Genomic DNA, 25,055 nt, shown 5'->3' with positions numbered 1-25,055 from the left:
ACGAACGCAATAAAATGAGGCCAGGGCCGCGGGTTTGCGGCCCTGGCCTCTCACGTTATGGATCGCCTCGTTGCAACTCGCTCAGCCCGCGCGACGATTGGACTCGCGACGGTGTTTGGGCGAGGTCGTGGCCGCGAATCGGGCCCGGACCGGGTCCTCAACCGCGACGTAGTCGCGATACCGCATCCTCATTCCTTCGTGCCTCGTGTTCCCCACGAACACGATTTCCGAGCCACCGGCCAGGCTGGCGTCGACGAAGGTGGTGAGGCCGTAGAGTCGGCCAAACGGCGGCAAGGCGCCACGTTCGCAGTCGCCGAAAACGTGCTCGACCTCGTCCTCCGAGGCGATTTCCACCGCCTTCGTGCTGAGGGTCTTGGCGAGCAGGTTGAGGTCGATGCGGGCCGTCGCCGGCAAAACCGCCAGCACATAATTCCCGGCCGCGCGGATGAGCACGCCCTTGGCGACGCTTTGACCCGGCACATGTGTCACGCGTGCCAGCTTCGTCGCCGAGGGGACCGGCGGATGCAGCAGCATCTCGAACCAGACGTGGCGGCTCTGGAGATAGTCCCTGATGTACATCGTCGAAGTCCTCCAAAATCCAGGTGCTATCCACAGTATAGGCTATTTAGAGAAAATGGGAAATCTACAACGATATTATGTGGTTCTCATCTCGTCGTGACGCTGGAGGCCGGAAGAAATCGCATGAGTAGTGGCGTTTCGCGTCGTTTGTCTTGAGAATGGGAGGCCTTGTGTTAAGATGTGAATGGGTTGCGGTGTGTTGGATGATCGCCTCGGCGCTCGTTCTTGCGGAAACGCGAAGGTCGAGGTCATGCCGGGGAGGAAAGTCCGGACTCCATAGGGCGCGGTGGTGGGTAACGCCCACCGCTCGAGCAGTCGGGTAGGGAAAGTGCCACAGAAAACAGACCGCCACGATCGGCCCTGTCGGTCGTGGTAAGGGTGAAACGGTGAGGTAAGAGCTCACCAGCAGGCCGGGTGACCGGCTTGGCTTGGCAAACCCCACCGGGAGCAAGACCAAATAAGGAAGCAAGGCGGTTGCCTGTCGTCACGATGGGCGGCCACCTGACGGATTGGCCCGATCCGCTACGACTTCCGGGTAGGTCGCTGGAAACATCGGGCAACCGGTGTTCGAGAGAAATGGTCATCCGAAAACCCTTCGGTTTTCGACAGAATCCGGCTTATAGATGCGCCGCAACCCCCTTTCGCATCCGGTCCAATTGAGCGACACTTGGTTTTATTGCCAACCACGTCCCGAATTTAAACTTATATTCCGCGATTCGTTGGGCCGAGCTTCCCTGGTGCTCTTCGGCCCGGCCCTTGCATGCGAGTCGGCATGATCCGTGAGTGTTCCATGATGGTCGCCCTTGCCTTACACGGTTTTGCTTGCTATGATGGATGCATCTGGCCAAGGCATGATTCCCTCCGGGCTCCGCGACCAACCGTGCGGGGAGGAGCGTGATATGGATAAAGAAATGGTGGTCACCGGCGCGATCATCGACTCCTGGGTCGAGCCCGCCGGCATGGTTGGTGATAACTCGCGTCTGGTGCTTCAAGTCGCCCCACAAGGCCGGCCCAAGGATCTCATGATCGTGGAGGCCGAGGCCTCGCTCGTCCCCGATCGCGGATGGCTCGAGGATCTCGGCGAGAACCTCTGCCACGGCAGTCCCGTCGCCGCGGTCGGCCGACTCACGCTCCGCGGTTTCGTCTCGGCCACTCAGCTCCGCCTCGCCCGTTGATTCCATCGCGGCAAATCGTGCGATATTTGAGCCGGAAGACGAGCTTGCGTCGAGCGTTTTCCGGACTTGCCTCTTGACCCCATCTCTCGCCCCCTCTACAAAATCCTAGTGCCGTGTTGAAGACGGGGCTCTGCCACCCCCCAGGAGCCTGCCGGAGGTACGAATCCGGCGGCGCATCGACACGTGTTTGATTCAGCTACGGGATTGAATTCCCGCCGCGCTTGATTGCCCTCCTCGGGATCCCGACTCTCATGTCGAATACAATTCAAAGTCCGCGGTATTACCGTCGCGGACCTTGGGCACGCTTTACAGAAGGCTTGAGTTACGGGGGAGGGATCGGCCAATGGTCGTGGCTCGCCCACCGACTGACCGGCCTCGGCATCCTTCTCTTCCTCATCATCCACATCATCGACACGTTCCTGGTCGTGGCTTTCCCGGCCGAATACGACTTCACCGTGTCGATCTACGGCGGCGTGTTCGCCGGGCAATACTACTGGCCGCTGCGTTGGGCCTTCCGGATCGCGGAACTCGGGCTGATTGCGTCGGTGCTCTTCCACGCCGTCAACGGGGTGCGGATCATCCTCTTCGACTTCTGGCCGAGCGGCGTAAGATACCAGAAGGAAATCTTCTGGGTCGTCATGAGCCTGTTCCTCGTGATCATGCTGCTCGTGAGCGTCTGGGTGCTCTCCGCCTTGTTTGTGGCGCCGACCGCCAAGCACGTCCTTTGACATGACAGATTTCAAGGGCGACGAGACCGGCACTGGCGGGGCCGGTCGATTGCGTCCGACACCAAGATCCTTGGCGAATCGGTTCGGATCGAGACGAGAAGACTTAGGGGGCAGAATTCGATGGGGCGACGCGTCAAGCCGGCAGGGGGTTTCGAACTGTCGGCGTGGTACTTCATGCGCATCTCGGGGCTCATCCTCGTCTTCCTCTCGCTCGGCCACCTGTTCATCACGCACATCCTGAACAACGTCGAGAACATCAATTATTACTTCGTCGCCTCCCGCTGGGCCGACCCCAAGACGGGCGTTGTCTGGCGGATCTGGGACCTGACGATGATCAACCTGGCGGTCCTGCACGGCTTCAACGGCCTCCGCCAGATCCTCGACGAATACATCAACCGTCCCGGCCGTCGGGTCATCGTTCACACGCTGATCTGGACGGCGGCGACGTTCATGATCGGGATCGGGACGTATGCCATCCTGATGTTCCAGAAGGATGAGCAGTATCTCGAGGAGTGGAAGGCCAAGCAGGCGAGCCCCGTCGTCGCCCAGGGGGCGGCCAGCCCCGGCACGGCCGTCCCGGCCCGCTGAGATGGCCCGCGAATTCCTCCCATAACCGCATACCGGACGCTATGAGAACGCGCGAGCGATCATGAATTATCACAGGTTTGACTGCATCATCGTCGGGGCCGGTGGCGCGGGGCTCATGGCCGCGCTCGAGTCGAGCAAGCGGGTCGGCACGGCCGTGGTCAGCAAGCTCTACCCCACGCGTTCCCACACCGGGGCGGCCCAGGGAGGCATCGCCGCCGCCCTCGCGAACCTCGAGCATGACTCGTGGGAAAACCACGCGTACGACACGATCAAGGGTGGGGACTTCCTCGTCGACCAGACAGCGGCCGAGATCCTCTGCCGCGAGGCCGTCGAGTGCATCTACGACCTCGAGCACATGGGCCTGCCCTTCGACCGCACGGCCGAGGGTCGGATCTCCCAACGCCGGTTCGGCGGGCACACGAAACCGAACCCCAACTACGACCCGACCGCCGCTCCCGGCACGGAAGCGGCCAAGCCCCGCCTCCCGGTCATGCGGGCCTGCCACGCCGCCGACCGCACCGGGCATATGATCCTGCAGACCCTCTACCAGCAGTGCATCAAGCAGGGGGTCACGTTCTTCGATGAGTTCCACATGCTGGACCTCATCATGGTCGACGGCGAGTGCCGGGGCATCGTCGCGATCGAGATCGCGACGGGCGAACTGCACGTCTTCCACGCTAAGTCGGTGATGCTGGCGACCGGCGGCTTCGGCCGGATGTTCAAGGTCTCGTCGAACGCTTACGCACTCACGGGCGACGGCCCGGCGATCGCCTACCGTCACGGCATCCCGCTCCAGGACATGGAGTTCTACCAGTTCCACCCGACGGGCATCTACCGCTTGGGGATCCTCCTCAGCGAAGCTTGCCGCGGCGACGGCGGCGTCATGTTCAACGGCAAGGGGGAACGCTTCATGGAAGTGTACGCCCCGAACCTGAAGGACCTCGCCAGCCGCGACGTCTGCTCCCGCTCCATTTATCAGGAAGTTAGGGCAGGGCGAGGGGTCGACGGCAAGGACTACGTCTACCTCGACATCCGCGCCGAGACGATCAACAAGTACAAGACCAGCCCCACCGGCGGCACGGTCGATAGCGCCTGGGTCGAGAAGCGACTCCCCGACATCATCGACTTCGCCAGGACCTACCTCGGCGTCGACCCGATCAAGGAGCCGATGCCGATCCAGCCGACGGCCCACTACGCCATGGGCGGCCTCCCAACCAATCTGAACGGCCAGGTCCTGCGAGACTCCCAGGGGGATCCCGTTCCGGGCCTCTTCTCGGCGGGCGAGAGCGCCTGCGTCAGCGTCCACGGCGCCAATCGCCTCGGCACGAACAGCCTCGTTGACCTCGTCGTCTACGGGCGTCGGACCGGGCGATCGATGGCCGCCTATGCCCTCGATCGCGAGTTCAAGGAGTTGCCGAGCAACCCCGAAGGGCCGACCAAGTCGTCGATCGACTCCCTGCTGGCTCGCCCCCGCTCGGAGCCCTGGGTCAAGCTCCGCGACGAGATGCAGGCCACGATGATGGACGACTGCGGCGTCTATCGCACGGAAGAAAGCCTGACACGAGCCCGCGACAAGATCGCGAACCTCAAGGAACGCTACAAGTCGGTCGGCGTCTCCGACAAGGGCTCGGTCTTCAACACCGGGTTGCTCGAAGTCCTCGAACTCGGCTGCCTCCTCGACCTATCCGAGGCGACCGTCGCCGGGGCCCTGGCCAGGCAAGAGAGCCGTGGCGGGCACTCGCGTGAAGACTTCCCGGATCGCGACGACTCGCGTTTCTTCGCCCACAGCCTGATCTGGAGGGCGGGGGACAACCAGGCGAACGTGACCTACAAGCCGGTCGACATCGTCATGATCGAGAAGGACGGCGAGCAGGTCCCCAAGTATCCGCTTGAAATCCGCAAGTATTGAGAGAAGGCCCGGGAGTCGCGAGGCTCGACGCTTCGCGACGACGGCCAGGGCGAGCCGAGTTGCTTGTCGAACCGATGGCCCGGAAGTCGGAGGTCGGCGACCGGGCTCCCCGCGATTGGCGGGTCCGACCAGTCTCAAGATCGATACATCAAAGGCGGTTGTCTCTCGGAGCTTCCCCTTCCCAATACGACTCCTTCAAAGGTCAGCGGATCCATGACCACAGCAAATTTTCATCACCGCAAGCTTACCGTCAAGATCAAGCGCTACAACCCCGAGAAGGACAACACGCCGCGTTGGGAGCAATTCGTCGTCGAAGCCGATCCGATGGACCGCGTCCTCGACGTCCTGCAAAGCGTGAAGTGGAACCACGACGAGTCGCTCGGACTGCGTCGGTCATGTGCCCACGGCGTCTGCGGCTCCGACGCCATGCGGATCAACGGCTCGAACGGCCTCGCCTGCAAGATCCTGGTCAAGAACCTGCCCAGCGACACGCTGACGGTCGAGCCCATCCTCGGGCTGCCGGTCATCAAAGACCTGATCGTCGATATGAAGCCGTTCTTCGACCACTACAAGTCGGTGCTCCCGTTCCTCATCAACGACGATCCGGCACCGACCACCGAGCGCCTCCAGTCGCCGACCGAGCGAGCCCGGTTCGACGACTCGACCAAGTGCATCCTCTGCGCCTGCTGCACCACGGCCTGCCCCCCCTTCTGGGGCGACCAGAAATACGTCGGCCCTGCCGCGATCGTCAACGCCCACCGATTCATCTTCGACTCGCGCGACCAAGGGGCCGCGGAACGTCTTGAGATCCTCAATGACACCGAGGGCGTCTGGCGCTGCCGGACCGTCTTTAACTGCACCAGCGCCTGCCCTCGCGAGATCAAGGTGACGCAGACGATCCAGGAAGTGAAGCGTGCCATGCTGACGGGCAGCCTCGACATCGCCGAATCCGTCGGCGCGACCGAGCACTGAGCGGGCTTCTCCGTTTCACCGGCTCGAATCTCTCCCAAATCCTCCCTCCTACAACAGATGGCGGGGGAGGACATGCGCCTCGACAGTCACCCGCCAGGTCACGATTCCGGGCCGCGATCTTCTTCGCAGGCCCGGAGTTTTGAGAACACGCGAACGACGCCAGAATGCATCCGAAGAATCTTCGCGCCCTCATCGAGGGAAAGGGGTGTTCTCGTGGAATGGCGGTACTTGTGTGGAGCGTTTTGGCTGAGCCTGGCCGCCCTGAATGGCCAGGTCCAGGGAGCCGACCCCTGGGAAGCGAAGCTCGATGCCGTCTTCAAGACCCAGGGATATGAAGGGGCCCACTGGGGCCTCCTCGTCGTCGATGGCAAGACCGGGAAGACGGTCTACGAGAAGAACCCGGATCAACTCTTCTGCCCGGCGTCCGTCACCAAACTCTTCACGTGCGCCTCGGCGCTCGTCGATCTGGGCCCCGAGTATCGATTCCAGACTCCGATCGTGCGTCGCGGGGAAATCTCCAGTGACGGCACCCTCAAGGGGGACCTGATCCTCGTAGCATCGGGAGACCTGAGCTTCGGAGGCCGCACGGCTCCGGACGGGACGCTCCAGTTCAAGGACAACGACCACACCTACGCCAGTGGGCACCTGTCTGGTGAGCTCGTCGACGCGAATCCGCTAGCAGGTCTCGACCACCTCGCCAAGGAAGTCCTGGCCTCGGGCGTAAAGGTCGTCACGGGCGATGTCCTGGTCGACGACCGTCTGTTCGAACCCGCGAATAGCACGGGGAGCGGTCCTTCGCGGGTCTCGCCGATCCTGATCAACGACAACCTCATCGACGTCGTGATTACTCCGGGCGCCAAGGCGGGCGATCCCGCCACCGTCAAGCTTGTCCCCGAGACCTCGTTCGTCTCGTTCGACGCGAAAGTCGATACGACCTCGGGCGAACCGGCTTCGTTGAGGGTTCGCAGCGTCGGACCTCGGCGGTTCTCGATCCGAGGTCGGCTCCCGGTCGGCCACGCCCCGGTCGTGAAGCCTTATGAAGTCGAGGAGCCGGCCGCCTACGCCAGGGCCGCCCTGATCGAGACGCTCCAGAAGCGCGGGGTCCGCATCAACGCTTCGCCGCTGGGGGACAACATGGCCGAGGAACTCCCTTCGCGAGCCGAGGTGAAGGCTCTCCCCAAGGTGGCCCAGTTCACCTCGCCGCCGCTCCGCGAATCCATTAAGGTCATCCTCAAGGTCAGCCACAACCTCCACGCCAGCACGTTGCCCTTGCTCCTGGCGGCTCACCACAATCAGCGAACGCTTGAAGACGGCTTGCGGCGAGAGGGAGAGGCGCTCAAGTCCTTGGGTGTCGACATCGATACCATCTCGTTCGGCGGAGGGGCCGGCGGGGATCGTTCCGACCTTGCCACGCCCAGGGCGACGGTTGCGCTGCTGAGGGCGATGGCCGATCGTTCGGAGTTTTCCGCATATAAAGCCGCGTTGCCTGTCCTCGGCGAGGACGGCACGCTCTCGAAGGCCGTGGACAAGAACAGCCCCGCCAGGGGGCATGCCCACGCCAAGACCGGCACGTTCTGGGTCGAGAACGGCCTCAACGGAGGGGTCGTGATGACGAGCAAGGCCCTGGCCGGATACATGGACACGGCATCGGGACGCCCTCTCGTCTTCGCCTTCTTCGTCAATGAGGTTTCCGTCCCGGGCGAGGGCAAGATTTCTCAGGCCACGACCCGCGCGGGGCGTTTGCTCGGATCCTTGTGCGAGGCGTTCTATCTCTCGGATGCCCCCGAGGGCCGCGAGCCCGTCGGCAAGTGATCCGCCATGTGTAAGAATGCCTATTGATAACATAGGAGGCGATCCTCACGCGGGCCGCGTTTGCGGCCGAGTGAGGATCGCCTCTTTTCGTGAGATAACCCGGTCCGGCGCGTAGTTATTCGTCCATGCCCCGATGGCATTCCTCGAGGGGAGCCGGGATTGGAGGCGGGGGCGTGACGAACTTGGGAGCCGGGGGTACGACCGAGGTCCCATCCTTTCGCACGACTTCGGGGCCCGTATTCAGCAGATGGTTGCTGGCTTCGGGGATCGAATGCAGGCGAAGCTCATGGGTCGGCATGGCGATGTCGATCGAGGACTCCGCGAACTTCTTCTGGATCTGGGCGAAGAGGCGGTGCTTGACCCGCGCGGCGAGGCTCGGCTCGGGGACGTGGACGAACAGCACGAACGTCTGAGCCCAATCCGAGAAGTCCTCCATGAACGACGACGGGATCGGATTGCGGAGCACGTCCGCATCTTCGCGCGCGATCCTGAGCAGGAGCTCGCTCACCTTATCGGGATCGGAGCCGCGAGCCGCACGAACGCGGATCGTGACACGGACGATCTTGTCCTTCAGCGTCCAGTTCACGAGGTCGCTCGTGATGAAGGCTCGGTTCGGGACGATGATGCTCTGGTTGTCGCCGTTGATGATCGTGGTCGCCCGGATGTTGATCCGGTCCACGGTGCCGATCATGCCCGAGACCGTCACCGTGTCGCCGACCCGTATCGGGCGTTCGAGCAGCAGGATGATGCCGCAGACGAAATTGGACACGATTTCCTGGAGGCCGAATCCCAAGCCGACGCCCAGCGCCGCCAGCACCATTCCGATCTTCTCGAGACCGAGGTGGACCGCCGAGAGCCCGGACAGCAGGCCCACGGCCAGCACCGCGTAACGCGAGAGTGTGACAACGGCGAACCGAATTCCGGGATCCTCGCTCATCCTGGGGAAGATGGCCACGGCGAACAGGGTGCTGGTGTGGTGCCAGACGAAGGAAGTCACTCCAAGAATGACCAGGCATTCGAAAGCATTCCCGATCGTGATCGCGGTCTTCTCGTCGCCGCTGACGAGTTGGATGTTGCTGACGAACTCGAACAGGGCCCAGTCGATGCTCCAGATCCAGGCGGCGATGAAGAGGCCCACGACCGGCATGGCGAAGGCGACCAGGCGTCGCAGCCGGTTGGCCAGGTCATCGGGCGCACTCGGATCCTTCTGGGCCGCGGGGACGGCGAGCGTGGGCCCCATCCGGATCCAGCGCCAGGCGTGCTGGTCGATCAGGCGGATCAGGGTCCGATAAATCAGGAAGCATATCCCGATCAGGAGCATGCCCTGGCCGATCGCCATCGTGAGCCGCTGGGCTGTGAAGCTATAGCCGCAGACGTCGAGGGCGATGATCCCACCCAACCCGAAGAGGCAGGCGAGGCATATTTCACGCCGCCTCCGGCTGATCCAGCCCAGCCGTTGTGGTAGTTGCAACAGCCACTGGATGAACGCCGAGTTGCCCCGCGTCAGGTAAAAGACCACGTACATCAGCAGGATCTCGATGCCGAGGCCCAGGAGCCTCGTGACCGAGGGGGCTGAGATCGGTCTTCCGCCCGGAGCCACGAAATTCTGATCGAGCAAGAACTGGGAGATCGCCAGGGGCGAGCCGATGCAGACGAGCATCAGGACGGCTCGACGAAGCTGCCTGGTGACTTCCGCCGGGATCGACAGTTGGCGTTCGGCCCAACCTTCATGGCGGAGGAACCACCGCATGAAGCTCAGGAAGACCATGGCCGGCGTCAGCATCAGGAGCGCCGTGGCGACCGGGATGGCGATGTTACGCGGCCAGGGGGCCTGCCGGGTCGTATAGGCCAGGAGCAGCAAATAGCCCGGCCAGATCGTCGCCGAGGCGATCCCGAAGAGCAGCACATAGCAATTCAGGGACCAGGTGTTCGGGACGCATCCCTCGGCCGCCTGGGGCCGGGCCCTGAGGAACTGCCTCAGGCGAAAGAACGGCCAGGGGAGGATCGCCAGGAACGCGGTGGCGGTGACGAACTCGGCCGAGATCCGGCCCCAGAGGGATCGGTCTCCGAGTTCGAGGGCCAGGCGGAAGAGGCCCTTGAAGATCACGTAAGTCCCGCGCTGGGCCTGGAGCAGCGTCGAGAACCCTAGCGGCTCCTGGTCACGGACCCAGAAGATGTGGGTCCGGATGAAGCCGTACTGCTCGTCGAGGATGTCGAGCCGACGCACGATCTCCTTCTGCGTCTGTTCGGCCCGTGCGGCCAGCCTCATGAGGATCGCCCGGTTCTTGTTCAGCAACTCCAGGTGCTGCTTGTCGATCTCGGCGAAGAGCGCCTTGGCCTTCTCATGTTTCTCTGGGGGGAGCTGCTCGAGCAGGGTCTCGTGCTCGTACTGGTCGATCCGTTGATCTTGCAGGAGCTCGAGTTCGACCGAGCTGAGGAGGTTCTCGAAGTGGGCCTGGAGTGCCTCGGCCGTGGCGAGCTCTCGACTGACGATCCGCGCCCGTTCCGGCCGGATCCGGCGGAAGTCGTTGTTGAACCGCATGGCGTCGAGGTGGCTGATCCGACCGTCGTCGAGCAGTTGCTTGATGCTCTGGAAGTCGGTCACGGCGCGATCCCCAAGGATGCGCTGTTCTTCCGGCGACGGCGAGATGCTGGAGGCCAGGACGTTCTCATGCTTGACGACCTGCGCCTGGAGCTCGAGAAGCTGGGCCTTGCAACGGGCCTGGTATTTCACCAGCGGATCATTCGACCGCGCGGCGATGTCCTGCTCGACGTCCGCATTCTTCTTGAGGTTCTGCTCGACGACATTCGCCAGGGCCTGGTACTTCGCCTGCATTAGGCTGAGCGACTTCGAAGTGAGCTCGATGTGAGCTTCGCACGTCTTCTTCTCGAGGTCGGGGAGGCTGATCCGCTTCATCTCGAGGGAGATGCGGGCCTCCTGGCCGAGGAGCCGCTCGACCTCGACCTTCGATTCGAGCTCGAACGTGGCGAGACGCTCGTTGGCGAGGGCTTGCTCATCTGGCGATTTCGCTTCCGTGACCGCAGCCTCGATTTCCTTCCGCCGCGGGGCGAGCGATGCCACGCTCTGCTGGAGTTTGTCCCGCTGATTGCGCAGTGCGGCGATCGAAGAAGTCGTCGTTCTCGAGGCCTCGGCGCTCCGGATCTTTTCGAACTTGTTCTTCCAGTCCTTCAGCTCGGCCTTGGCCGCGTCGATACATTCCTTCATCTCCGCGGATACCGCCCCCAGGTCCTTTGCGGGCTGCCGGAAGGCCGCGGGCAGGATGATGGAAGTATCCTTGGCCGACTTGTCGAGCGTGCTCTGGACGCGGGCCAGCTCCGCCTTGATCTCGGAGATCTGCTGCTCGGGTGACTTCTTGGGATGCTCGGCCTCCTGGCGACTCTTGTAGGCCTTGTCCCACTCGCCCAGGAGCTTCAATCGTTCCTCAAGGAGGTCACGGAGCGGCTTGGGCATGGCGGGGGAGCCATCCTTGCCAGTCTTGTCGGTCGATTCTTTGAGTTTCTCGGTGAGCTCGGCGCGCATTTGCGCCGTATCGATCGGGGTCGCCTCGGGATCGGCGATGGCCTCGGCGGCCGGCGGCAGGGCAGGGGCGGGCGTTGCGGCTGCGGCCGGCGCGGGGGGAGTCGCTGGTCCGTCTGCGCTGACGATCAGGGGAAACCCGACAATGCCCAGGAACAATGCAAGGCGTCCGGCCCAGGTCTTTCCCATCCTTGGTATGCTCCTCAGTCGATGAAGGCGCAGCCATCTTGGCCGCCCGCGTCGTCACGCTCGCGATTCAGGCGACGACAGTCGATCCAGACGTTTGTGGCGCTAGTTTTCAGAGGTGTTCACGCATCGCCGGCCGACCCGTCTACCTCGGCTTTCGGTAGACACGGAGACACTTGTGGTGCGGTAAATTAGCCGATGTGTCTATGGGCGGCAAGGCGAGATCGGGGCCCGCAACGGCCTTGACGGATCTTGACGGAGCCGCCTTCGGCTCTATCATTCCTTCACCTGCGTCGAAAGTTGTGGCCCCCAGTCAGGGGGTACGCATGATGCTTTTGAACTCACACCTGTATCAACCCGTTGGTGGCATTGCTCCGCGGCCTGAGCATGGGCCTCGGCGACCTGCCGGTACGTCCGGGGTTTTCGATTTGGAACCTCTATGACCCATCTTGCTCGCCTTGCCCTGGCGACGTCTGCGACTGGGCCCGAACCTTCGCTGGTAAGCCTGGCGATGCTCGCCGGGATGACCGAACGGCGATGCCGGGTCCAGCACTTCCGCTCCCGGGCCTGCCCCCTGGCGACGGGGTCTGTCGGACAGGTGACAGGACTCCCCGGGCGTCACCTCGACGCCTGGCTCATGCCCAAGGATGTCTGCCGCAAGGTCTTCGAGCGAGGCGCGAGGCAATCGGACCTCGCCATAGTCGAAGGGACGCTCGAAGAACCCTCGCTCGTGCCGGATCAGGTCGAGTGCGACCGTCCCGGAGAGCTCCAGCCGATCGTCGATGCCCTCGACCTCCCCGTCGTGGCTGTCGTTCCGTATCAGCCCTGGGGCCAGCTCCATCTGCCTTGCCTGCCTCGCCAGGTCGAGGCGATCCTGATCGACGGCATTGAGGATCCGAACGCCTATTCCGCATATCGCTCGATCGTCTCCATGCTGACGAGGAGACCGGTGATCGGCGCCGTCGAGGCCCTGCCGGAGATTCGCACCTTCCTGAGCGAGAACCCCTGGGATCAGGCGCTACCGGAGAGCATGATCCAACAGTTGCGGGCCAGCTTCCTGCGTTTCGCCGACTTCAACACGATCCAGGCCCTCGCCAGGAGCCGGCCCTTCCCCGGCAGCACGGCCGAAGTCGAGGAATCGCGAGGGACGTGTCGATTCCGCGTCGCTTATGCGCAAGATGAGGCCTTCGGGTCGTACTTCCCGGACACGCTCGAGACGCTCGAAGCCCTCGGAGCCGAGCTCGTCGAGTTCTCGCCCCTGACCGACGAGCGCCTACCTCACGGCATTGACCTCGTCATGATCGGGTGCGGCTTCCCGGACAAGCATGCCGATCAACTTGCCGAGAACCTGAGCCTGATCTCGGCGCTCCGCTCACACGTCTGTCGCGGGCAGAGGATCTACACGGAAGGGGGAGGCACCGCTTACCTCTGCCAGTCGATGCTCCTCGATGGTCGTCGCGTCAGCGGCGCGGGCATCTTCCCCTACGATGCGGAAAGGCTTGCGACTCCTTCAGCACCTACTGCTGTCACGTCCACCCTCAGCCACGAGCGTTGGATCGGCCCCAAGGGCACGGTCGTACGTGGCTACAACCCGGGGCGTTGGCGACTCCACCCCAGCCTCGAGCCTGTCGATTGTCCCACGCACTGCGGAATGCTCACGACCCAGGGGGATATCACCTACCACCAGCAGGCCATCGGCAGCCTGATCCACCTCCACCTCGGATCCTTGCCGGAAGTGGTCTCAGCCTTCGCTGTCCCGCACCGATGCTCCTACACGCTGCCTTACTCCCGCCCCTGAGCCATCCTCCACCTCGGTCCAAAGCGACCCAGATAGCGGCCGAGGTCACAGTGAATTGACGCTCGTTGAGTTCGAAGGTGGGACGAGGAACGTCTCGTCGCCACCTTCGAGGCGGGCGCCATCAAATCAAATGGTGACCTGCGGGTATCGGATGCCCCATCTTCGCCTCCCGTTTGGAAAGAGCTGCCGCCCCTACCTGGTCACTTGAACAGAATAGGCGGCAGAATCGCGATTTCAAACGAGAGATCGACTTTTTGTCAACGCCTGTACAGTAAATCTCGGCTCCTTGCTCGATCTCCCAGGTAGTTTAGAGAGTCATTACGAGACTCGAGGATTACTTCTGGGCTTCGACCTTCTTACGCTCGGCCGCGATGACCTCCGCAGCCTCGGTGGCCTTGAGGTCGCGTTCCGCATCTCGCAAACGCTTTACCCACTCTTCCTTGCGCGTGGGGCTGTCGGCCAGGGCCCCGACTTTGGACGTGATCTGCTCGACGTACTGTCGCGAGGGATCGGCCGAGGCCGCCTCGGTCCAGAGGCGTTGGGCCCTTGCGAAGTCGCGGGCCTGGGCGTAACGCTCGAAAAGGATCGTGCGGCAAGTCTCCAGCGTCCGTTTCACGTAGGGGCTTTGCGAGGCCCTCGGAATGGCCCCGAGCCGATCGTTCAACTCGCTGAGCCGATTGGCCTCGAAGAATGTATCCGCCACGAGGGCGTCGAAGAACGGGCGGACGGGCTCGGACAGGCCATCGCGTCGGATGGTTCGGAGCATAATGGCGAGGTCGCCTTTCGACCGGATCGTCTCCTCACGCTGAAACCTGGCCATGCAGGTCTTGACCGCCCACTGGAGCTTCTGCTCGTCGTTCGCATTCTCCTCGATGGTCGGGATGGCCGAGTAACGCGGCCAGTTCGCGACCGGCGTCCAGTCCTTGGGGCGGAGCCGGGCGATGCTGCTCACCGGCTTGACTCGATAGAGGGGATCGCCGATGTAGATGAGACGCCAGGGGCAGCCGAACTCCTCGACCGTCGACCGACGCAAGGCGGCGCCCAGCGGGTATTTCTCGGCCATGAGGAGCGAGACGAGCGTCGGGGGGCGGAAGGCCTGGAGTGCGGGCTCATTCATCGAGCCATAGTAGACGTACGCCCCGTTGGCGATCCAGCGGCCGGCGATGGTACTCGGGTCGTTCGGGTTCGTGGCGGAAAAACTGTGGATCATGACGACGGCCGCGGGGTCGGTCATGGGGACATCGCTCGTCGTCGCCGTGCCGTTCGTGACGTGGAACTGAGACGAGCCCCCGTGCGAGTTGATCATCACCAGGCCGAAGCGGTTCACCGGGTCGAAGGTGCGGTGCCAGCTCGACAGGTCGGCCGAGGCCCCCGACTTGTGAGTCACGTCGCCTCCCGGGACGGCCTTCTGCAGGACCTTGGCGGCCGACCCCATGGTGTACATCGCCCACATCTTGTCGTTTTCGTCGTAGGTGTTCACCATGATCGCCGAGCGCGGCTGGAGGAAGAGGCTGCACATGGCGGCGTAGACGCTGGACCTGGCGTCGCCGAGGAGCCTCCCCGTGAACCCCCAGCGCTGCTGATCTCGGTTCGATGCGCGACCGATCAGGTCATCGAGCGAAAGGGGTCCTCCGTTCGCGTTGTAGAAGGGCAAGATGCGCTTATCGCGCACCTCAAGCTCCCCCTTCGCCTCGTAGCGATAGGGCCAGTCGCCCCCCAAGGTGATGAAGTCGCAGTCGTCGTTGATCCGGTCGTAGTGGGGAATCCGATGCGCGATCTTCTCCTCCAGCGAGAGGAGCAAGGACTGGGCCTCCTCGGCCGTGAGGACGTCGCCGAAATGCTTGGGGCAATCCCATCGCAGGAGGGGTTGGAATCGGCCCGCCGCCAGGGCCACTGCACCGGCCAGCATCGGGGCATCCGCCGATGAGAGTACGACACCCGGCGGGGTCGCAACCAGGCTCTTGGGGATGACCTCCGCCGCCGAGCCTTCCTTGACCTTCTGATCGTCGGTCGTCCACGAACGGGCGACGGCGAGCCCGGCGGCATCCCAGTATTTTTCCGGCGTAAGCCGCGCCGGTTTCTTCGGATAGCGAACGATCCGTGCGGGGGCGAACGCCCTCAGGAACTTGAACGAGTATTCGACGTCGTCGAAGAGCACCGGGAAGAAATGCTGCTCGTCCCAGGTGGCGATGACCTCGAAATACGTCTCGACGTCGGGGACGAGGCAGACCTGGTCGACGACGCGGCGGTTCGGGCCGATCTTGCGTTCCCAGGAAACCGAGGCCTTCCGGATCTCTTCTAGCGCCACGGGCAGGCCAGCTCGGCCGGGAGGGGCTTGCGCGAGTAAGAGGCCAGGGAATGCGAGACAGCCGATCACCGTCGCCATGAATAGATAGGGTTGCCTCGCCTGCCTTGACATCGTCGCTCCTTCGCCATCGCCAATGGTGTAGAGGCCGGGGCAGGGACCGAGTATACTCGTACCCTGGGGCGTGTCTTGTTGGTTTCTCGTCGAACGCCGTCGATCCGCAATTTTCGCGTGGGTCAAGACCGACGCTAGCAAAGGTTTGGTCCGATGAAAAAAGGTGGCATCCTCAATCCGGCGATCTGCTCATTGCTGGCCGAGCTGGGACACATGGATGAGTTGCTCATCGTGGATGCCGGTTATCCCCTGCCGTCCGACGGCCATGTGATCGACCTGACCCTCACGCCGGGGATCCCCCGGTTCCTCGACGTGCTCCGCGCCGTGGCCGAGGAGTTGGTCATCGAGTCGATCACGGTCGCCAGCGAGATCTCCGAGTATAGCCCGAAACTCTACCAGGAGATCCTCAAGATCGTGGGCGACATCGACGTGGACGAGGTCCCCCACCTCGAGTTCAAGGAACAATCGCTGGGAGTCAAGGGGATCATCCGAACGGCCGAATTCACGCCGTACGCCAACGTCCGGATTCTCTCGGGCTCGGCTTTCTGAGCTCAGCGACTTCATGACTCCGGCAACGGTTCGGGGAGTGCGATTTGGAGTTCCTGGGCCAGCTCGGTGAGCTTGGCCCAGTGTGCGTTCTCCAGCGGGATCCCGCGGGCCGATCGCACCTCGAGCACCCGACGTTCCGGCTCGCCTGGCAAGAGGACGGCCTCGACCCCAGCCCGCCTTGGCGTCTCGCGCACGTAGCTTGCGAGTCGCGACGATTGGGCCGTCAGCGTCTCCACGCCCGCGAATTTCGCGGGGTCGAGGACCAGGAAGAAGACGTTGTTCCCGCGGGCAGGGGGAGCCCCGGGGTAGCTCGCGTTGCCGCCGGAAAGGCCGCCGGACAGAAGGTCGAGCACGAGCCCTAGGCCGAAACCCTTGTAAGCCTGGCTCGCCCCCATCGGCAAGATCGAGCCGAGGGGCGGCTCGTAGAGGACCGACGGGTCGTTCGTCGGCTCCCCTTTCGCATCGAGGAGCCATCCGTCGGGAACGGGCTCCTTGCCGTTGATATAGTAGCGCCTGACCTTGCCCTCGGCGACGACGCTCGTGCCGAAGTCGAGGACGAGCGGTTCATCAACTTGCTCGGTGGGGACGGAGACGCAGAGCGGATTGGTGCCGAGCCTCCCCTGGATCCCGCCGGGAGGAGCCACGCGTTGCCCTGCGCCGTCGTTGTTCACGGTGGCGATCAGGATGAGCCCCTCGGCCGAGGCCCGCTCGGCATACTCGCCGAGCCGCCCGATGTGCCCGCAATTCCTGGCCGTCCCGGCGGCGAGCCCGAGCGTTCGACATCGAGGAATGATGAGGTCGAGCAGGCGGTGGGCCTGCACCTGTCCCAGCCCCCAGTTGGCGTCGCAGACGACGATCGCGGGGGAGTCGGTTTCGACGGCAAGGGGGACGTCGATCCGATAGTCACCGTTCCTCAGGAAGCCAACGTATTGCGGGATCCGCATGACCCCGTGGGAGTCGTGACCACGCAGGTTGGCATCGACGAGGTTGCGGGAGACGATGGAGGCGTCGGCTCCCGGTACGCCCACGGATTCGAAGATCTTCGTCGCGAGTTCGGTCATGGCCTCGGTCGAGAACGCGGGCATGGGGGACTCCAGGGCCTGGATCGGGGAGATTTTTGATCTTACGCCGCGCCTCGGGATTTGCAATCGGGGGGCAATCTGTGTCGAATAGCTCCGCCGATGGGCGAGGCTTGCATTGATCTGTGGCACAATCGTGCGACGAAGGCACACGGGGTCCAGCGAATCATGGCGTACCGGGTCACCACGGAAGATCGGGGCGGGGGTAAGGTGTTCACGCTGCACGACGAGGCGACCGGGTCGTCGGCCTCGATCCTGCCTTCCTACGGTTTCAACCTCTTCGACCTGAGGCTACCCGTCGCGGGCAAGGTGCGACCCGTCCTGGCCTCCGCACCCGACTGGGCCGACAAGCCCAAGGGAGCCTCGGGCAACGGCACCCCGATCCTCTTCCCGTATCCCAACCGGGTTCGCGGCGGCTCGTATGAGTTCGAAGGCAAGCGCTACCAGTTGCCCGTGAACTCGGGGACGAACGCCATCCACGGGTTCGCGGTCGATGCCCCCTGGGACGTGATCGACCAGAAGGCCACCGACACCGAGGCCCTGGTGACCGGGCGCTACCAGATCTCCAAGGATACACCCAACCAACTCGCGAACTGGCCCTGCGACGCGATCCTCGAGGTCACCTACGCCCTCTCGGGTCGGCGCCTGACGATGACGATCCGCGTCAGCAATCCCACAGCGCTCGAGCTTCCTTACGGGTTCGGGATCCACCCATATTTCCGCCTGCCGTTCGAGGCTAACGGCGATCAATCGGCCACGCGCGTCATCCTGCCTGCGTCCAAGTACTGGGTCCTCGAGGAATTCTTACCGACCGGCGAGATCCGCGACGTCGATGCCCGGCTCGACTTCCGCAAGGGCCAGCCTCGAAAAGACCTGAAGCTCGACGATGTCCTCACCTCAGTCGAATTCGAAGGCGATCGGGCCGTCTGCAGGCTCGTCGACGACAACCTCAAGGCGGAATTCCGACTCGGTTTCGACAGCGGTTTCCGCGAACTCGTCGTCTACACCCCGAGGACCGAGGGCGTCATCTCACTCGAGCCCTACACTCAGACCACCGACGCCATCAACCTCGAATCCAAGAAGGTTGATGGTGGCCTGCGACGACTCAAGCATGATGGCCTCGACACCCTGACCATCACGATGGAAACCGTCGGCTGATCTTCATGTGATCAAGGAAACGAGATTTAGCCCATGGGACCGGCCCGTCGATGAGCCGGTCCTATTTCGGTGGATCGATGACCGTCGTTCGTCACAGTTCCGGTCGAGCGATCGGCGGCCCCAAATTGTCGTCTTCCGAAAACTGGAGCGGTTCCCCAGGCCATGGGACGAACCCTTCAAGATACTGAACGACTCCGGGGCTTTTCTGAGAATTGGTGATGCATAAACTCACCTAAATTGCCTATCATGGAACCCATTAGAGAAGACGCGCTGCAAGGGAATGCCGCTGGTGCTGCCTGGTACCCAGCAAGTGCCGGTCAGCCAAGTCTTCATTCGATGGATCTTCGGCGACGGTGGGATCGATCATGGAGCCGCCCGGGACGGCCGAATCACAAGAGCTGCATGGGTTGCGGATCGACATGCTGCGGCAGGCCGCCGAGATCTACCTCTCGCTGGCCTATCCGTCGAGCAGTCCGCCGGAAGCGGTCAACCGCCGCCTCATCTGGCCCACCGACGTCGACGCCACCACACTCCTCTCCAAGCCCCCCTTCGAGAAGGCGGGGAAGGCGAGCGCGGGGAAGTCGCCGATCTTCGCCCTCCGGCTGGGGAACGCCCGCTATCCCCACATGAAGCTGCAGATTCAGCCCTGGCCCAACGAGGCCGGATTTATGATCTCGGTCAACACCCACGACCAGGTTCTCTCGCTGGACCCCAACTCGCAGGATTCGGCCGCCTTTCGCGACCTCCAGGCCGAGAATCAGCGCGTGAAGGAAGCGATCGAGCTCGCATGGGCGCATGCCGGGCTGCCGACCTTCCTGAGCTATCTGCGGAAATACATCGAAGACCGCACCGGCGCGGCGCAAGGGCCGTCCGCACCGACGGAGTGACCACTCCGCCCAACGGCTCGCGACCCATTTCGGGCATACGACCCGGCCTTGATGGTCAGGCCGAGACCGTATCCAGCTTCTTGGCGGCGGAGAACCTGGGCAGGTCGATCGTGAAAGTCGAGCCTTCGCCCGGGGTGCTCGTCACCTCGATCTCGCCGCCGTGGAGCTTGACGAAGGTCTTCACGAGGCAGAGCCCCAGCCCCATCCCCTTCTTGCAGAACTGATAGTCGCCCGAGGAATGGTGGCGCGTGTCGAACCCGGTGAAGAAGGGTTCGAAGAGGTGCGGGTGCTCGACCTTGCCGATCCCGATCCCGCTGTCGCGGATCTGGAATCGGACGTGATCCTCGCCCTCGCAGGTCGCGCCGATCTGGATCGAGCTGCCGTCGGGTGCGAACTTGATCGCATTGATCAACAAATTCGTGAAGATGTCGGAGAATTTCGACGCGTCGACTTCGGCCTCGCCGAGGTCGGGGGCCAGGTCGAGCTCGACCGTCTGCGAACGGGCCGAGAGGTACGGCTCCATCTCCGCCACGACGTTGCGGATCGACTCGGCCAGGTCCGTGGGGCTCACAGTCATGGTCTTGGCGAAGTCGCCCGAGCGTGCCAGCTTCAGCATGCGATCGACGGTCGTGGCGAGGCGCTTCCCCGCGCCATGGATCCGGTCGACCCAGCCGTTCTCCGTCGCTGTGGCGTCGCCCGACTGCGTTAGCTTCCAGAGTTCGGTCATGCCGAGGATCACCGTGACCGGCGTATTCAGCTCGTGGCTCGCCACCTCGAGGAAAGCCTCCTTCAATCGGTTGGCCTCCATCAGGCGCTGATTGCTCTCGCGAAGCTCGTTCACGAGCCTCTTCTTCTCGACGATCAGGTCGTGGTGATCGACCGCCTGGCGGACGAGGGCTTCGAGCTCTTCGGGCTCCCAGGGCTTGGCGATGTATCGGTATACGCTCCCCTGGTTGATCGCGTCAACGACGGCGCGGATGTCGGCATATGCGGTGAAGAGCAGGCGCGTCACTTCGGGGCGGATTTGCTTGGCGCGGTGGAGGACCTCCACGCCGTTCATCTCGGGCATTCTCTGGTCGGTCAGGACGACGTCGACTTCCGTCGGCGACTCGAGGATCTTGAGGGCTTCCGTCCCTCGCTCGCACGTCAGGACACGATAGGCCGGCCGGAGCAGGTCGTGAACCGACATGAGGACTTCCGGCTCATCGTCGACTACCAGAAGTGTGGGACGGGGGGAGCTCATCGAGATGTGGGCCTTTGTGTAAGTCCTTGGACCTGGAATTATTGGGCGGCGCCCGCCGTGAACCGCTTGATCAAAGTGACTTCATTTCCCGCGTCATTATAGCGCATCTCATCGACCATTCCCTTGCAGATCATGAGCCCGTACCCCCCCGACCGGAGCCCGAGCTTGTCGCGGACGTCGAGATGCGAGAACGGGTCATCCGCACCGGCGGCGTGGGGCAGGTTGTTCAAGTCGAACCCGTTCCCCTGGTCGCGGACGATGATCTCAACCTTATCTTCGTAGATTCGGTAAGTGATGTTCACCAGCCGATCGGACTCGTGGCGATTCCCCCACTCGATCGCGTTCTGGGCGATCTCCATCACGGCCTGGCGGAGTTGCAGGACTCGATTATCCTCGAAGGGCGTGAAGCGCCAGAGCGTCATCAGGAAGTCATTGAGGTCCTGGAGCAGGTTGACCTCGCTGTTGAGCTCGACGTGGATCTCGCCTTGCATGTCTCCTTCTTCGAGGTTCGCCCTCCAGGCGCGTGCCGAGTCGATCGCGTTGAAGAGGTCCTGGATGCCATAAGGCTTTGTGACGTAAGCGTTCGCCCCGACGCGGAAGCCCTGGGTACGGGTCGCATCGTCGCCGAGGGCCGTCAGCATCACCACCGGCGTCATCATGGTCGACCGGTCGCTCCGCAGCAGGCGGCAGACGTCGAACCCATTGATGTCCGGGAGCATGAGGTCGAGCACGACCACATCGGGCGAGAGGCTTCGAACCATCTCAAGGGCGCTGTTGCCCGTCATGGCCACGACCGGCTCGTAGTCGTGGAGTCGCAAGAGGCGCGCAACCATCTCGGCCTGGTCTGGATGATCCTCGACAATCAGGGCCGTGCCCATGTCGATTTCCTTGCCCATCATGGGGGAAGCGTGGCCGAATGGCAGCACACAATAATCAGACATGCAACTCCACAACATCGGCGTCGTGAAGCTCGTGGTCGCGCTTGACCGTCTGCCCCTCGAAGACGCCAGTTCCCCAGACCCTCGCGAATTTCAGGGTCTGCTCGAAGTCTCGATGGATCTCCCTCGCCAGGTCCAGAACGTTGGAACCGACCGGGATCGTGAAGGGGTTCGTCCGATCGGCTGGTTTCCCTGGGAGTTTCGTATAGACGCGCATCACCCCTAGTAAATCGTACGAGCCCCGACGAAACTCGTCCAGGCCTTCACGCTGTTTGGTTGAGATTGGCAGTATGGAAAATCTGGAAGAAAACCATTCTCGGAGCACGTCGAGGCGATCATGTGCCCCCTCGGCATCGACCTTGTTCGCGACCATCAGCGTCTTGACGTGCTGGATCGTCTCGTCCTCGACGTCGAAGGGGAGATCCTTGACGAGCTCGGTGTGCGAGTCCGCCAGCCGGGTCAATACGACCTCGAGGGCGTCGGCCACGTCGTCATCCGAGAGGTCGGCCACGAGCACGGCCGCGTCCGCCGATCGGACGATGTTGCCAACCCAGGGCTCGTAGAAGTCGGCCGAGATGGGGGGCAGATCGACGAGCTGAACCCGAACATCCTCGAAGGCCATCATCCCGGGGTAGGGGGCCCTGGTCGTGAAGGGATAGGGCGCGACCTCGGGCTTCGCATTCGTCAGGGTGGCCAGGATCGAACTCTTGCCCACATTCGGTCCGCCGATGAGCACGACTTGCCCGGCCCCTTCGGCGGGGATCCGGTAGCTGATGCCTGCCTTCTTGCCGCCAGACTTGGCCCCGTCGATCTCGTCGCGGGCCCGGCTGATCTTCTTCTTGAGGTCGGACTGGAGCTTCTCCGTCCCCTTGTGCTTGGGGAGGAGGCGGAACATCTCGCGAAGTAGGTCGAGGCGTGCGGCGGGTGTGGAGGCCTTACGATACTCTTCCTCAGCCTTGCTGTATTGGGGAGGAAGATTGGCGGGCATCGAGTCAGAAACTCCAAAACCGAAGGCCGCACGGTAATTACGCGCAACGTACTGATTCGCCGCTTCGAAATCAAGTCCCAAAACGTTCGGCAAGCCTCGGCGTCGTCAACGTCCTACGCCGAAAGCACTTGGGAATGATCGAGGGCATGATGACTTTTGCCATCGGCCCCTCGACTCTCCCGAGTCAGGGAGCAGGAGGGCCGATCTTGCGGAGGACCTGGGCGTTCTCGACGTTCCAGAGGAAGAGGAAACTATCGGCGCCACCGGCGACCATCCGCTTGCCGTCCTTGGAAATGCCGACACCGAAGACGTAGTTTGATGGCCCGCCGTAGTTTCGGTAGATCCCCCCGTTATCGGGATTCCAGAGCCGAACCAGGGAGTCGCCCGAGGCCCCCGCGACCTCCGGCTTGCCGGCGATCCAGCGGAGGGCCGTGATCTGCTTGCCGGCCGGCTGGAGCGTGCGGAGCTGTTCGCCCGACTCGAAGTCCCAAACCTTCATGACGTTATCGGCCCCGCCCGTCACGAGTTGCTTGCCGTCCGCCGACCAGTCAACCGCCATGACGTGATGGGTATGCCCTTCGAACGACCGCAGTTCCTTGCCGTCAGCGACGTTCACGACCTTGAGGAACTTATCGGCCGCGGCCGTTGCGAGCTTGGTCCCATCCGGGCTGAACCGTACGCCGAAGACGGTGTCGGAGTGGAGCGAATCCAGGCTCTTCACGAGCGCGCCCGTCTGCACGTTCCAGATCTTGACCTCGCCCGATCGCGAAGGGTCTCCCCCGCCTGTCGCCAGCAGCGTCCCGTCGGGACTGAAGTCGAGCGCCAGGACCCGGAAGACATGAGGCCCGAGCGGCTTCATCTCCGACCAGCCTCCCTCGAACGTCCACTTCTTGAGAGTATGGTCGGCCGAGGCCGAGACCAGGCTATTCTCGTCGAGGAAGGCCACCTTGAGGATCGCTTGCGTCGGCGCGGCGTTAGGGGCTAAGTGGGCGAACGCGACGATCCCTTGGCCGTTGGCGGCCTCCCAGACTTTCAGGCTCCCGTCGGCTCCCGCCGATGCGAAACGTTCCCCCTTGGGCGAGAACGCCACGGCATTCACCGCCGCCTCGTACCCGCCCATCACCCGACGGACCGCGCCCGAGGCGACATCGATGAGCCGGACGTGACGATCGGCCGATCCGGTAAGGATCGTCTGACCATCGGGGCTCAAAGCCGATGCGAGGATCGACCCTGAGGTTCCTTCGATGGCCCTGATCGCCTTGCCGTCGGCGACCTGCCAGAAACGGATCGCCGCATCCTCGCCGGCCGTGATGACGGTCTGACCATCCGGCGTCAGGGCGACGCCGTTGATGGCTCCCTTGTGGCCCGCGATGACGACAGGGTCGGCCGACTTGACGGCGTCGGAGTTGCCGGCGGCCATCTTGATGGCATCTTCGGTCGGTAGTGTCCAAATTCTCGCCGAGCCATCCACCGACGCCGCCACCAGGTGTTTGGCGTCGGGCGTGAACGCGAGGCCGGTGATGGCCTGAGTCTGGGACCGGAGAAAATAGAAGGGCTTGCCGTCGGCCCGGTTCACGACCTGGATGACCCCGTCCTGAAAGCCTGCCGCGAAGGACTTGCCGTCGGGCGTCGGTGCGAGCGAGATGACCTGCCCGGGGAGGGACCACTGGCTCGCCTCCTTGCCGTCCGCGAGGCTCCAGGATCGGAGGGTGCGGTCGAGACCACCCGAGTAAGCGGCCTTGCCCCCATCAACAATCGCGATCGCCTTGACCTGATCGGCGTGCCCCGCGAAGGTGCCGGCAAGGGCACCTGTGGGCAGGTTCCAGAGCGTGACGATCTGGTAGCTGCCCGCCGCGAGTCGCTTGCCGTCGGGGCTGAAGCGGATCGACTGGATGATGTCCTTGTGGCCGCCGAGCGAGTTGATGACGAGGCCCGAATCGGCGTCGTGGACCTGGACGACGTTGGCCCGGCCCGCGGCGATCCGTGAGCCGTCCTGCGTCAGGTCGACGGCGACGACGGGTTGCACCCCAGGAGGCAGGGTGCCGAGTTCGAGGCTCTTGGGCTCGTCGCCGTTCTCAGCGGAGTCGTCCTTGGCACCGGCGTCGATCCAGAGCTTTAAGAGGCCAAGCTCGGCGGGGGTGAAGGCCTCGCCCCCTTTCTTGTCCTTCGGCGGCATCACCGGGTCGAGCCGGTGCGCCGCGAGTTGGAACAGAAGGCTCTCGTCGGCCTTGCCAGGGATCAGGGACGGCCCCCGCTTGCCCCCCTTGAGCATGCCGGCCATGTCCTCGATGTTGAGTTTGCTCTCGGCGAGGTTTGAGCTGTGGCAGCCGACGCACTTGGCGTCGAGGATGTCGGCGATCTCCTTGGCGTAACTCACCGGTTCCTTGCGCGTCGGGACGGCGACCTCAAGCGGCGTGGGCGCGGCCGTTCCGAGGATCAGTGCAGCGAGACAGAGGGGGAGCGCCATGCCATTCTCCGCAGCGGGCGAAGACCGGGGCCGCGACGCGAT

18 protein-coding genes and 1 other RNA gene are annotated in these 25,055 nt (G+C 63.4%); 11 read left to right on the top strand and 8 right to left on the bottom strand.

Translation table 11 applies throughout. The annotated features are described in order from the left end of the window. Positions 1-81: 81 nt before the first annotated feature. Positions 82-579, bottom strand: coding sequence for an aminoacyl-tRNA deacylase (locus ACOYYX_RS16240; protein ID WP_422930958.1), 498 nt, complete (start codon positions 577-579; stop codon positions 82-84). Between the two features lie 191 nt (positions 580-770). Between ACOYYX_RS16240 and rnpB the strand changes: the two genes are divergently transcribed. From rnpB to dacB, 7 genes are all read left to right on the top strand, one after another. Continuing rightward, positions 771-1,215: RNase P RNA component class A (gene rnpB / locus ACOYYX_RS16235), an RNA gene on the top strand. A gap of 263 nt (positions 1,216-1,478) precedes the next feature. Further along, positions 1,479-1,754, top strand: a complete 276-nt coding sequence (locus ACOYYX_RS16230) for a hypothetical protein (protein ID WP_422930957.1) — start codon at positions 1,479-1,481, stop codon at positions 1,752-1,754. Positions 1,755-2,071: 317 nt separating this feature from the next. Then, complete coding sequence (locus ACOYYX_RS16225; protein ID WP_422930956.1) at positions 2,072-2,482, top strand: succinate dehydrogenase; 411 nt, start codon at positions 2,072-2,074, stop codon at positions 2,480-2,482. A 120-nt stretch (positions 2,483-2,602) separates the two neighbouring features. Then, a complete protein-coding gene (locus tag ACOYYX_RS16220; RefSeq protein WP_422930955.1) occupies positions 2,603-3,070 on the top strand; it encodes a succinate dehydrogenase hydrophobic membrane anchor subunit in 468 nt (155 codons plus the stop codon). A 61-nt stretch (positions 3,071-3,131) separates the two neighbouring features. Continuing rightward, entirely contained in the window at positions 3,132-4,979 is a 1,848-nt protein-coding gene (gene sdhA, locus ACOYYX_RS16215) for a succinate dehydrogenase flavoprotein subunit (RefSeq protein ID WP_422930954.1), read from the top strand. 213 nt (positions 4,980-5,192) lie between these two features. Beyond that, on the top strand, positions 5,193-5,951 hold the full coding sequence (locus ACOYYX_RS16210) for a succinate dehydrogenase iron-sulfur subunit (RefSeq protein WP_422930953.1): 759 nt from the start codon (positions 5,193-5,195) through the stop codon (positions 5,949-5,951). A gap of 228 nt (positions 5,952-6,179) precedes the next feature. Beyond that, complete coding sequence (gene dacB / locus ACOYYX_RS16205) at positions 6,180-7,763, top strand: D-alanyl-D-alanine carboxypeptidase/D-alanyl-D-alanine endopeptidase (RefSeq protein WP_422930952.1); 1,584 nt, start codon at positions 6,180-6,182, stop codon at positions 7,761-7,763. A gap of 115 nt (positions 7,764-7,878) precedes the next feature. Here the strand turns inward: dacB and ACOYYX_RS16200 are convergent, their stop codons facing one another. Beyond that, complete coding sequence (locus ACOYYX_RS16200; RefSeq protein WP_422930951.1) at positions 7,879-11,490, bottom strand: mechanosensitive ion channel domain-containing protein; 3,612 nt, start codon at positions 11,488-11,490, stop codon at positions 7,879-7,881. Between the two features lie 520 nt (positions 11,491-12,010). Here ACOYYX_RS16200 and ACOYYX_RS16195 point away from each other — a divergent pair. Continuing rightward, on the top strand, positions 12,011-13,285 hold the full coding sequence (locus tag ACOYYX_RS16195; RefSeq protein ID WP_422930950.1) for a cobyrinic acid a,c-diamide synthase: 1,275 nt from the start codon (positions 12,011-12,013) through the stop codon (positions 13,283-13,285). A gap of 334 nt (positions 13,286-13,619) precedes the next feature. On the opposite strand, the gene ACOYYX_RS16190 is transcribed toward ACOYYX_RS16195, so the two are convergent. Further along, positions 13,620-15,704 (bottom strand): hypothetical protein, encoded by a 2,085-nt coding sequence (locus tag ACOYYX_RS16190; RefSeq protein ID WP_422930949.1) that lies wholly within the window; start codon positions 15,702-15,704, stop codon positions 13,620-13,622. A 153-nt stretch (positions 15,705-15,857) separates the two neighbouring features. On the opposite strand from ACOYYX_RS16190, the gene rbsD reads away from it, so the two are divergent. Then, positions 15,858-16,253, top strand: coding sequence for a D-ribose pyranase (gene rbsD, locus ACOYYX_RS16185; RefSeq protein ID WP_422930948.1), 396 nt, complete (start codon positions 15,858-15,860; stop codon positions 16,251-16,253). A gap of 11 nt (positions 16,254-16,264) precedes the next feature. On the opposite strand, the gene ACOYYX_RS16180 is transcribed toward rbsD, so the two are convergent. Then, the gene (locus ACOYYX_RS16180; protein WP_422930947.1) at positions 16,265-17,338 is read right to left on the bottom strand and encodes an Ldh family oxidoreductase; all 1,074 of its coding nucleotides are present in this window, start codon (positions 17,336-17,338) and stop codon (positions 16,265-16,267) included. A gap of 162 nt (positions 17,339-17,500) precedes the next feature. Between ACOYYX_RS16180 and ACOYYX_RS16175 the strand changes: the two genes are divergently transcribed. Both ACOYYX_RS16175 and ACOYYX_RS16170 read left to right on the top strand, forming a co-directional pair. Beyond that, complete coding sequence (locus tag ACOYYX_RS16175) at positions 17,501-18,490, top strand: aldose 1-epimerase (RefSeq protein WP_422930946.1); 990 nt, start codon at positions 17,501-17,503, stop codon at positions 18,488-18,490. A 353-nt stretch (positions 18,491-18,843) separates the two neighbouring features. Then, positions 18,844-19,377 (top strand): hypothetical protein, encoded by a 534-nt coding sequence (locus tag ACOYYX_RS16170; RefSeq protein WP_422930945.1) that lies wholly within the window; start codon positions 18,844-18,846, stop codon positions 19,375-19,377. Between the two features lie 55 nt (positions 19,378-19,432). Here the strand turns inward: ACOYYX_RS16170 and ACOYYX_RS16165 are convergent, their stop codons facing one another. The 4 genes from ACOYYX_RS16165 to ACOYYX_RS16150 all read right to left on the bottom strand — a co-directional run bounded on the left by ACOYYX_RS16165 (position 19,433) and on the right by ACOYYX_RS16150 (position 25,013). Beyond that, positions 19,433-20,566 carry an ATP-binding protein gene (locus tag ACOYYX_RS16165; protein WP_422930944.1) on the bottom strand — a complete coding sequence of 378 codons (1,134 nt, stop codon included), beginning with the start codon at positions 20,564-20,566 and terminating at the stop codon, positions 19,433-19,435. A 92-nt stretch (positions 20,567-20,658) separates the two neighbouring features. Further along, positions 20,659-21,498: a response regulator gene (locus ACOYYX_RS16160; protein ID WP_422930943.1), complete on the bottom strand. Its 840-nt coding sequence runs from the start codon at positions 21,496-21,498 to the stop codon at positions 20,659-20,661. A 55-nt stretch (positions 21,499-21,553) separates the two neighbouring features. Next, positions 21,554-22,546, bottom strand: a complete 993-nt coding sequence (locus ACOYYX_RS16155; protein ID WP_422930942.1) for a GTPase — start codon at positions 22,544-22,546, stop codon at positions 21,554-21,556. A 184-nt stretch (positions 22,547-22,730) separates the two neighbouring features. After that, complete coding sequence (locus tag ACOYYX_RS16150; RefSeq protein WP_422930941.1) at positions 22,731-25,013, bottom strand: c-type cytochrome domain-containing protein; 2,283 nt, start codon at positions 25,011-25,013, stop codon at positions 22,731-22,733. Positions 25,014-25,055 lie beyond the last annotated feature (42 nt).

The organism is Singulisphaera chitinilytica, assembly GCF_049331405.1.
Lineage (GTDB): Bacteria > Planctomycetota > Planctomycetia > Isosphaerales > Isosphaeraceae > PoT.
This window is presented reverse-complemented; position numbering and strand designations above follow the sequence as displayed.

What these genes read in the sequence shown, in the direction of transcription:
- ACOYYX_RS16240 (WP_422930958.1), bottom strand. Translation starts at nt 579, where the DNA reads ATGTACATCAGGGACTATCTCCAGAGCCGCCACGTCTGGTTCGAGATG.
- ACOYYX_RS16230 (WP_422930957.1), top strand. Translation starts at nt 1,479, where the DNA reads ATGGATAAAGAAATGGTGGTCACCGGCGCGATCATCGACTCCTGGGTC.
- ACOYYX_RS16220 (WP_422930955.1), top strand. Translation starts at nt 2,603, where the DNA reads ATGGGGCGACGCGTCAAGCCGGCAGGGGGTTTCGAACTGTCGGCGTGG.
- sdhA (WP_422930954.1), top strand. Translation starts at nt 3,132, where the DNA reads ATGAATTATCACAGGTTTGACTGCATCATCGTCGGGGCCGGTGGCGCG.
- ACOYYX_RS16210 (WP_422930953.1), top strand. Translation starts at nt 5,193, where the DNA reads ATGACCACAGCAAATTTTCATCACCGCAAGCTTACCGTCAAGATCAAG.
- ACOYYX_RS16200 (WP_422930951.1), bottom strand. Translation starts at nt 11,490, where the DNA reads ATGGGAAAGACCTGGGCCGGACGCCTTGCATTGTTCCTGGGCATTGTC.
- ACOYYX_RS16195 (WP_422930950.1), top strand. Translation starts at nt 12,011, where the DNA reads ATGACCGAACGGCGATGCCGGGTCCAGCACTTCCGCTCCCGGGCCTGC.
- ACOYYX_RS16190 (WP_422930949.1), bottom strand. Translation starts at nt 15,704, where the DNA reads ATGTCAAGGCAGGCGAGGCAACCCTATCTATTCATGGCGACGGTGATC.
- rbsD (WP_422930948.1), top strand. Translation starts at nt 15,858, where the DNA reads ATGAAAAAAGGTGGCATCCTCAATCCGGCGATCTGCTCATTGCTGGCC.
- ACOYYX_RS16180 (WP_422930947.1), bottom strand. Translation starts at nt 17,338, where the DNA reads ATGCCCGCGTTCTCGACCGAGGCCATGACCGAACTCGCGACGAAGATC.
- ACOYYX_RS16175 (WP_422930946.1), top strand. Translation starts at nt 17,501, where the DNA reads ATGGCGTACCGGGTCACCACGGAAGATCGGGGCGGGGGTAAGGTGTTC.
- ACOYYX_RS16165 (WP_422930944.1), bottom strand. Translation starts at nt 20,566, where the DNA reads ATGTCGGTTCACGACCTGCTCCGGCCGGCCTATCGTGTCCTGACGTGC.
- ACOYYX_RS16160 (WP_422930943.1), bottom strand. Translation starts at nt 21,498, where the DNA reads ATGGGCACGGCCCTGATTGTCGAGGATCATCCAGACCAGGCCGAGATG.
- ACOYYX_RS16155 (WP_422930942.1), bottom strand. Translation starts at nt 22,546, where the DNA reads ATGCCCGCCAATCTTCCTCCCCAATACAGCAAGGCTGAGGAAGAGTAT.
- ACOYYX_RS16150 (WP_422930941.1), bottom strand. Translation starts at nt 25,013, where the DNA reads ATGGCGCTCCCCCTCTGTCTCGCTGCACTGATCCTCGGAACGGCCGCG.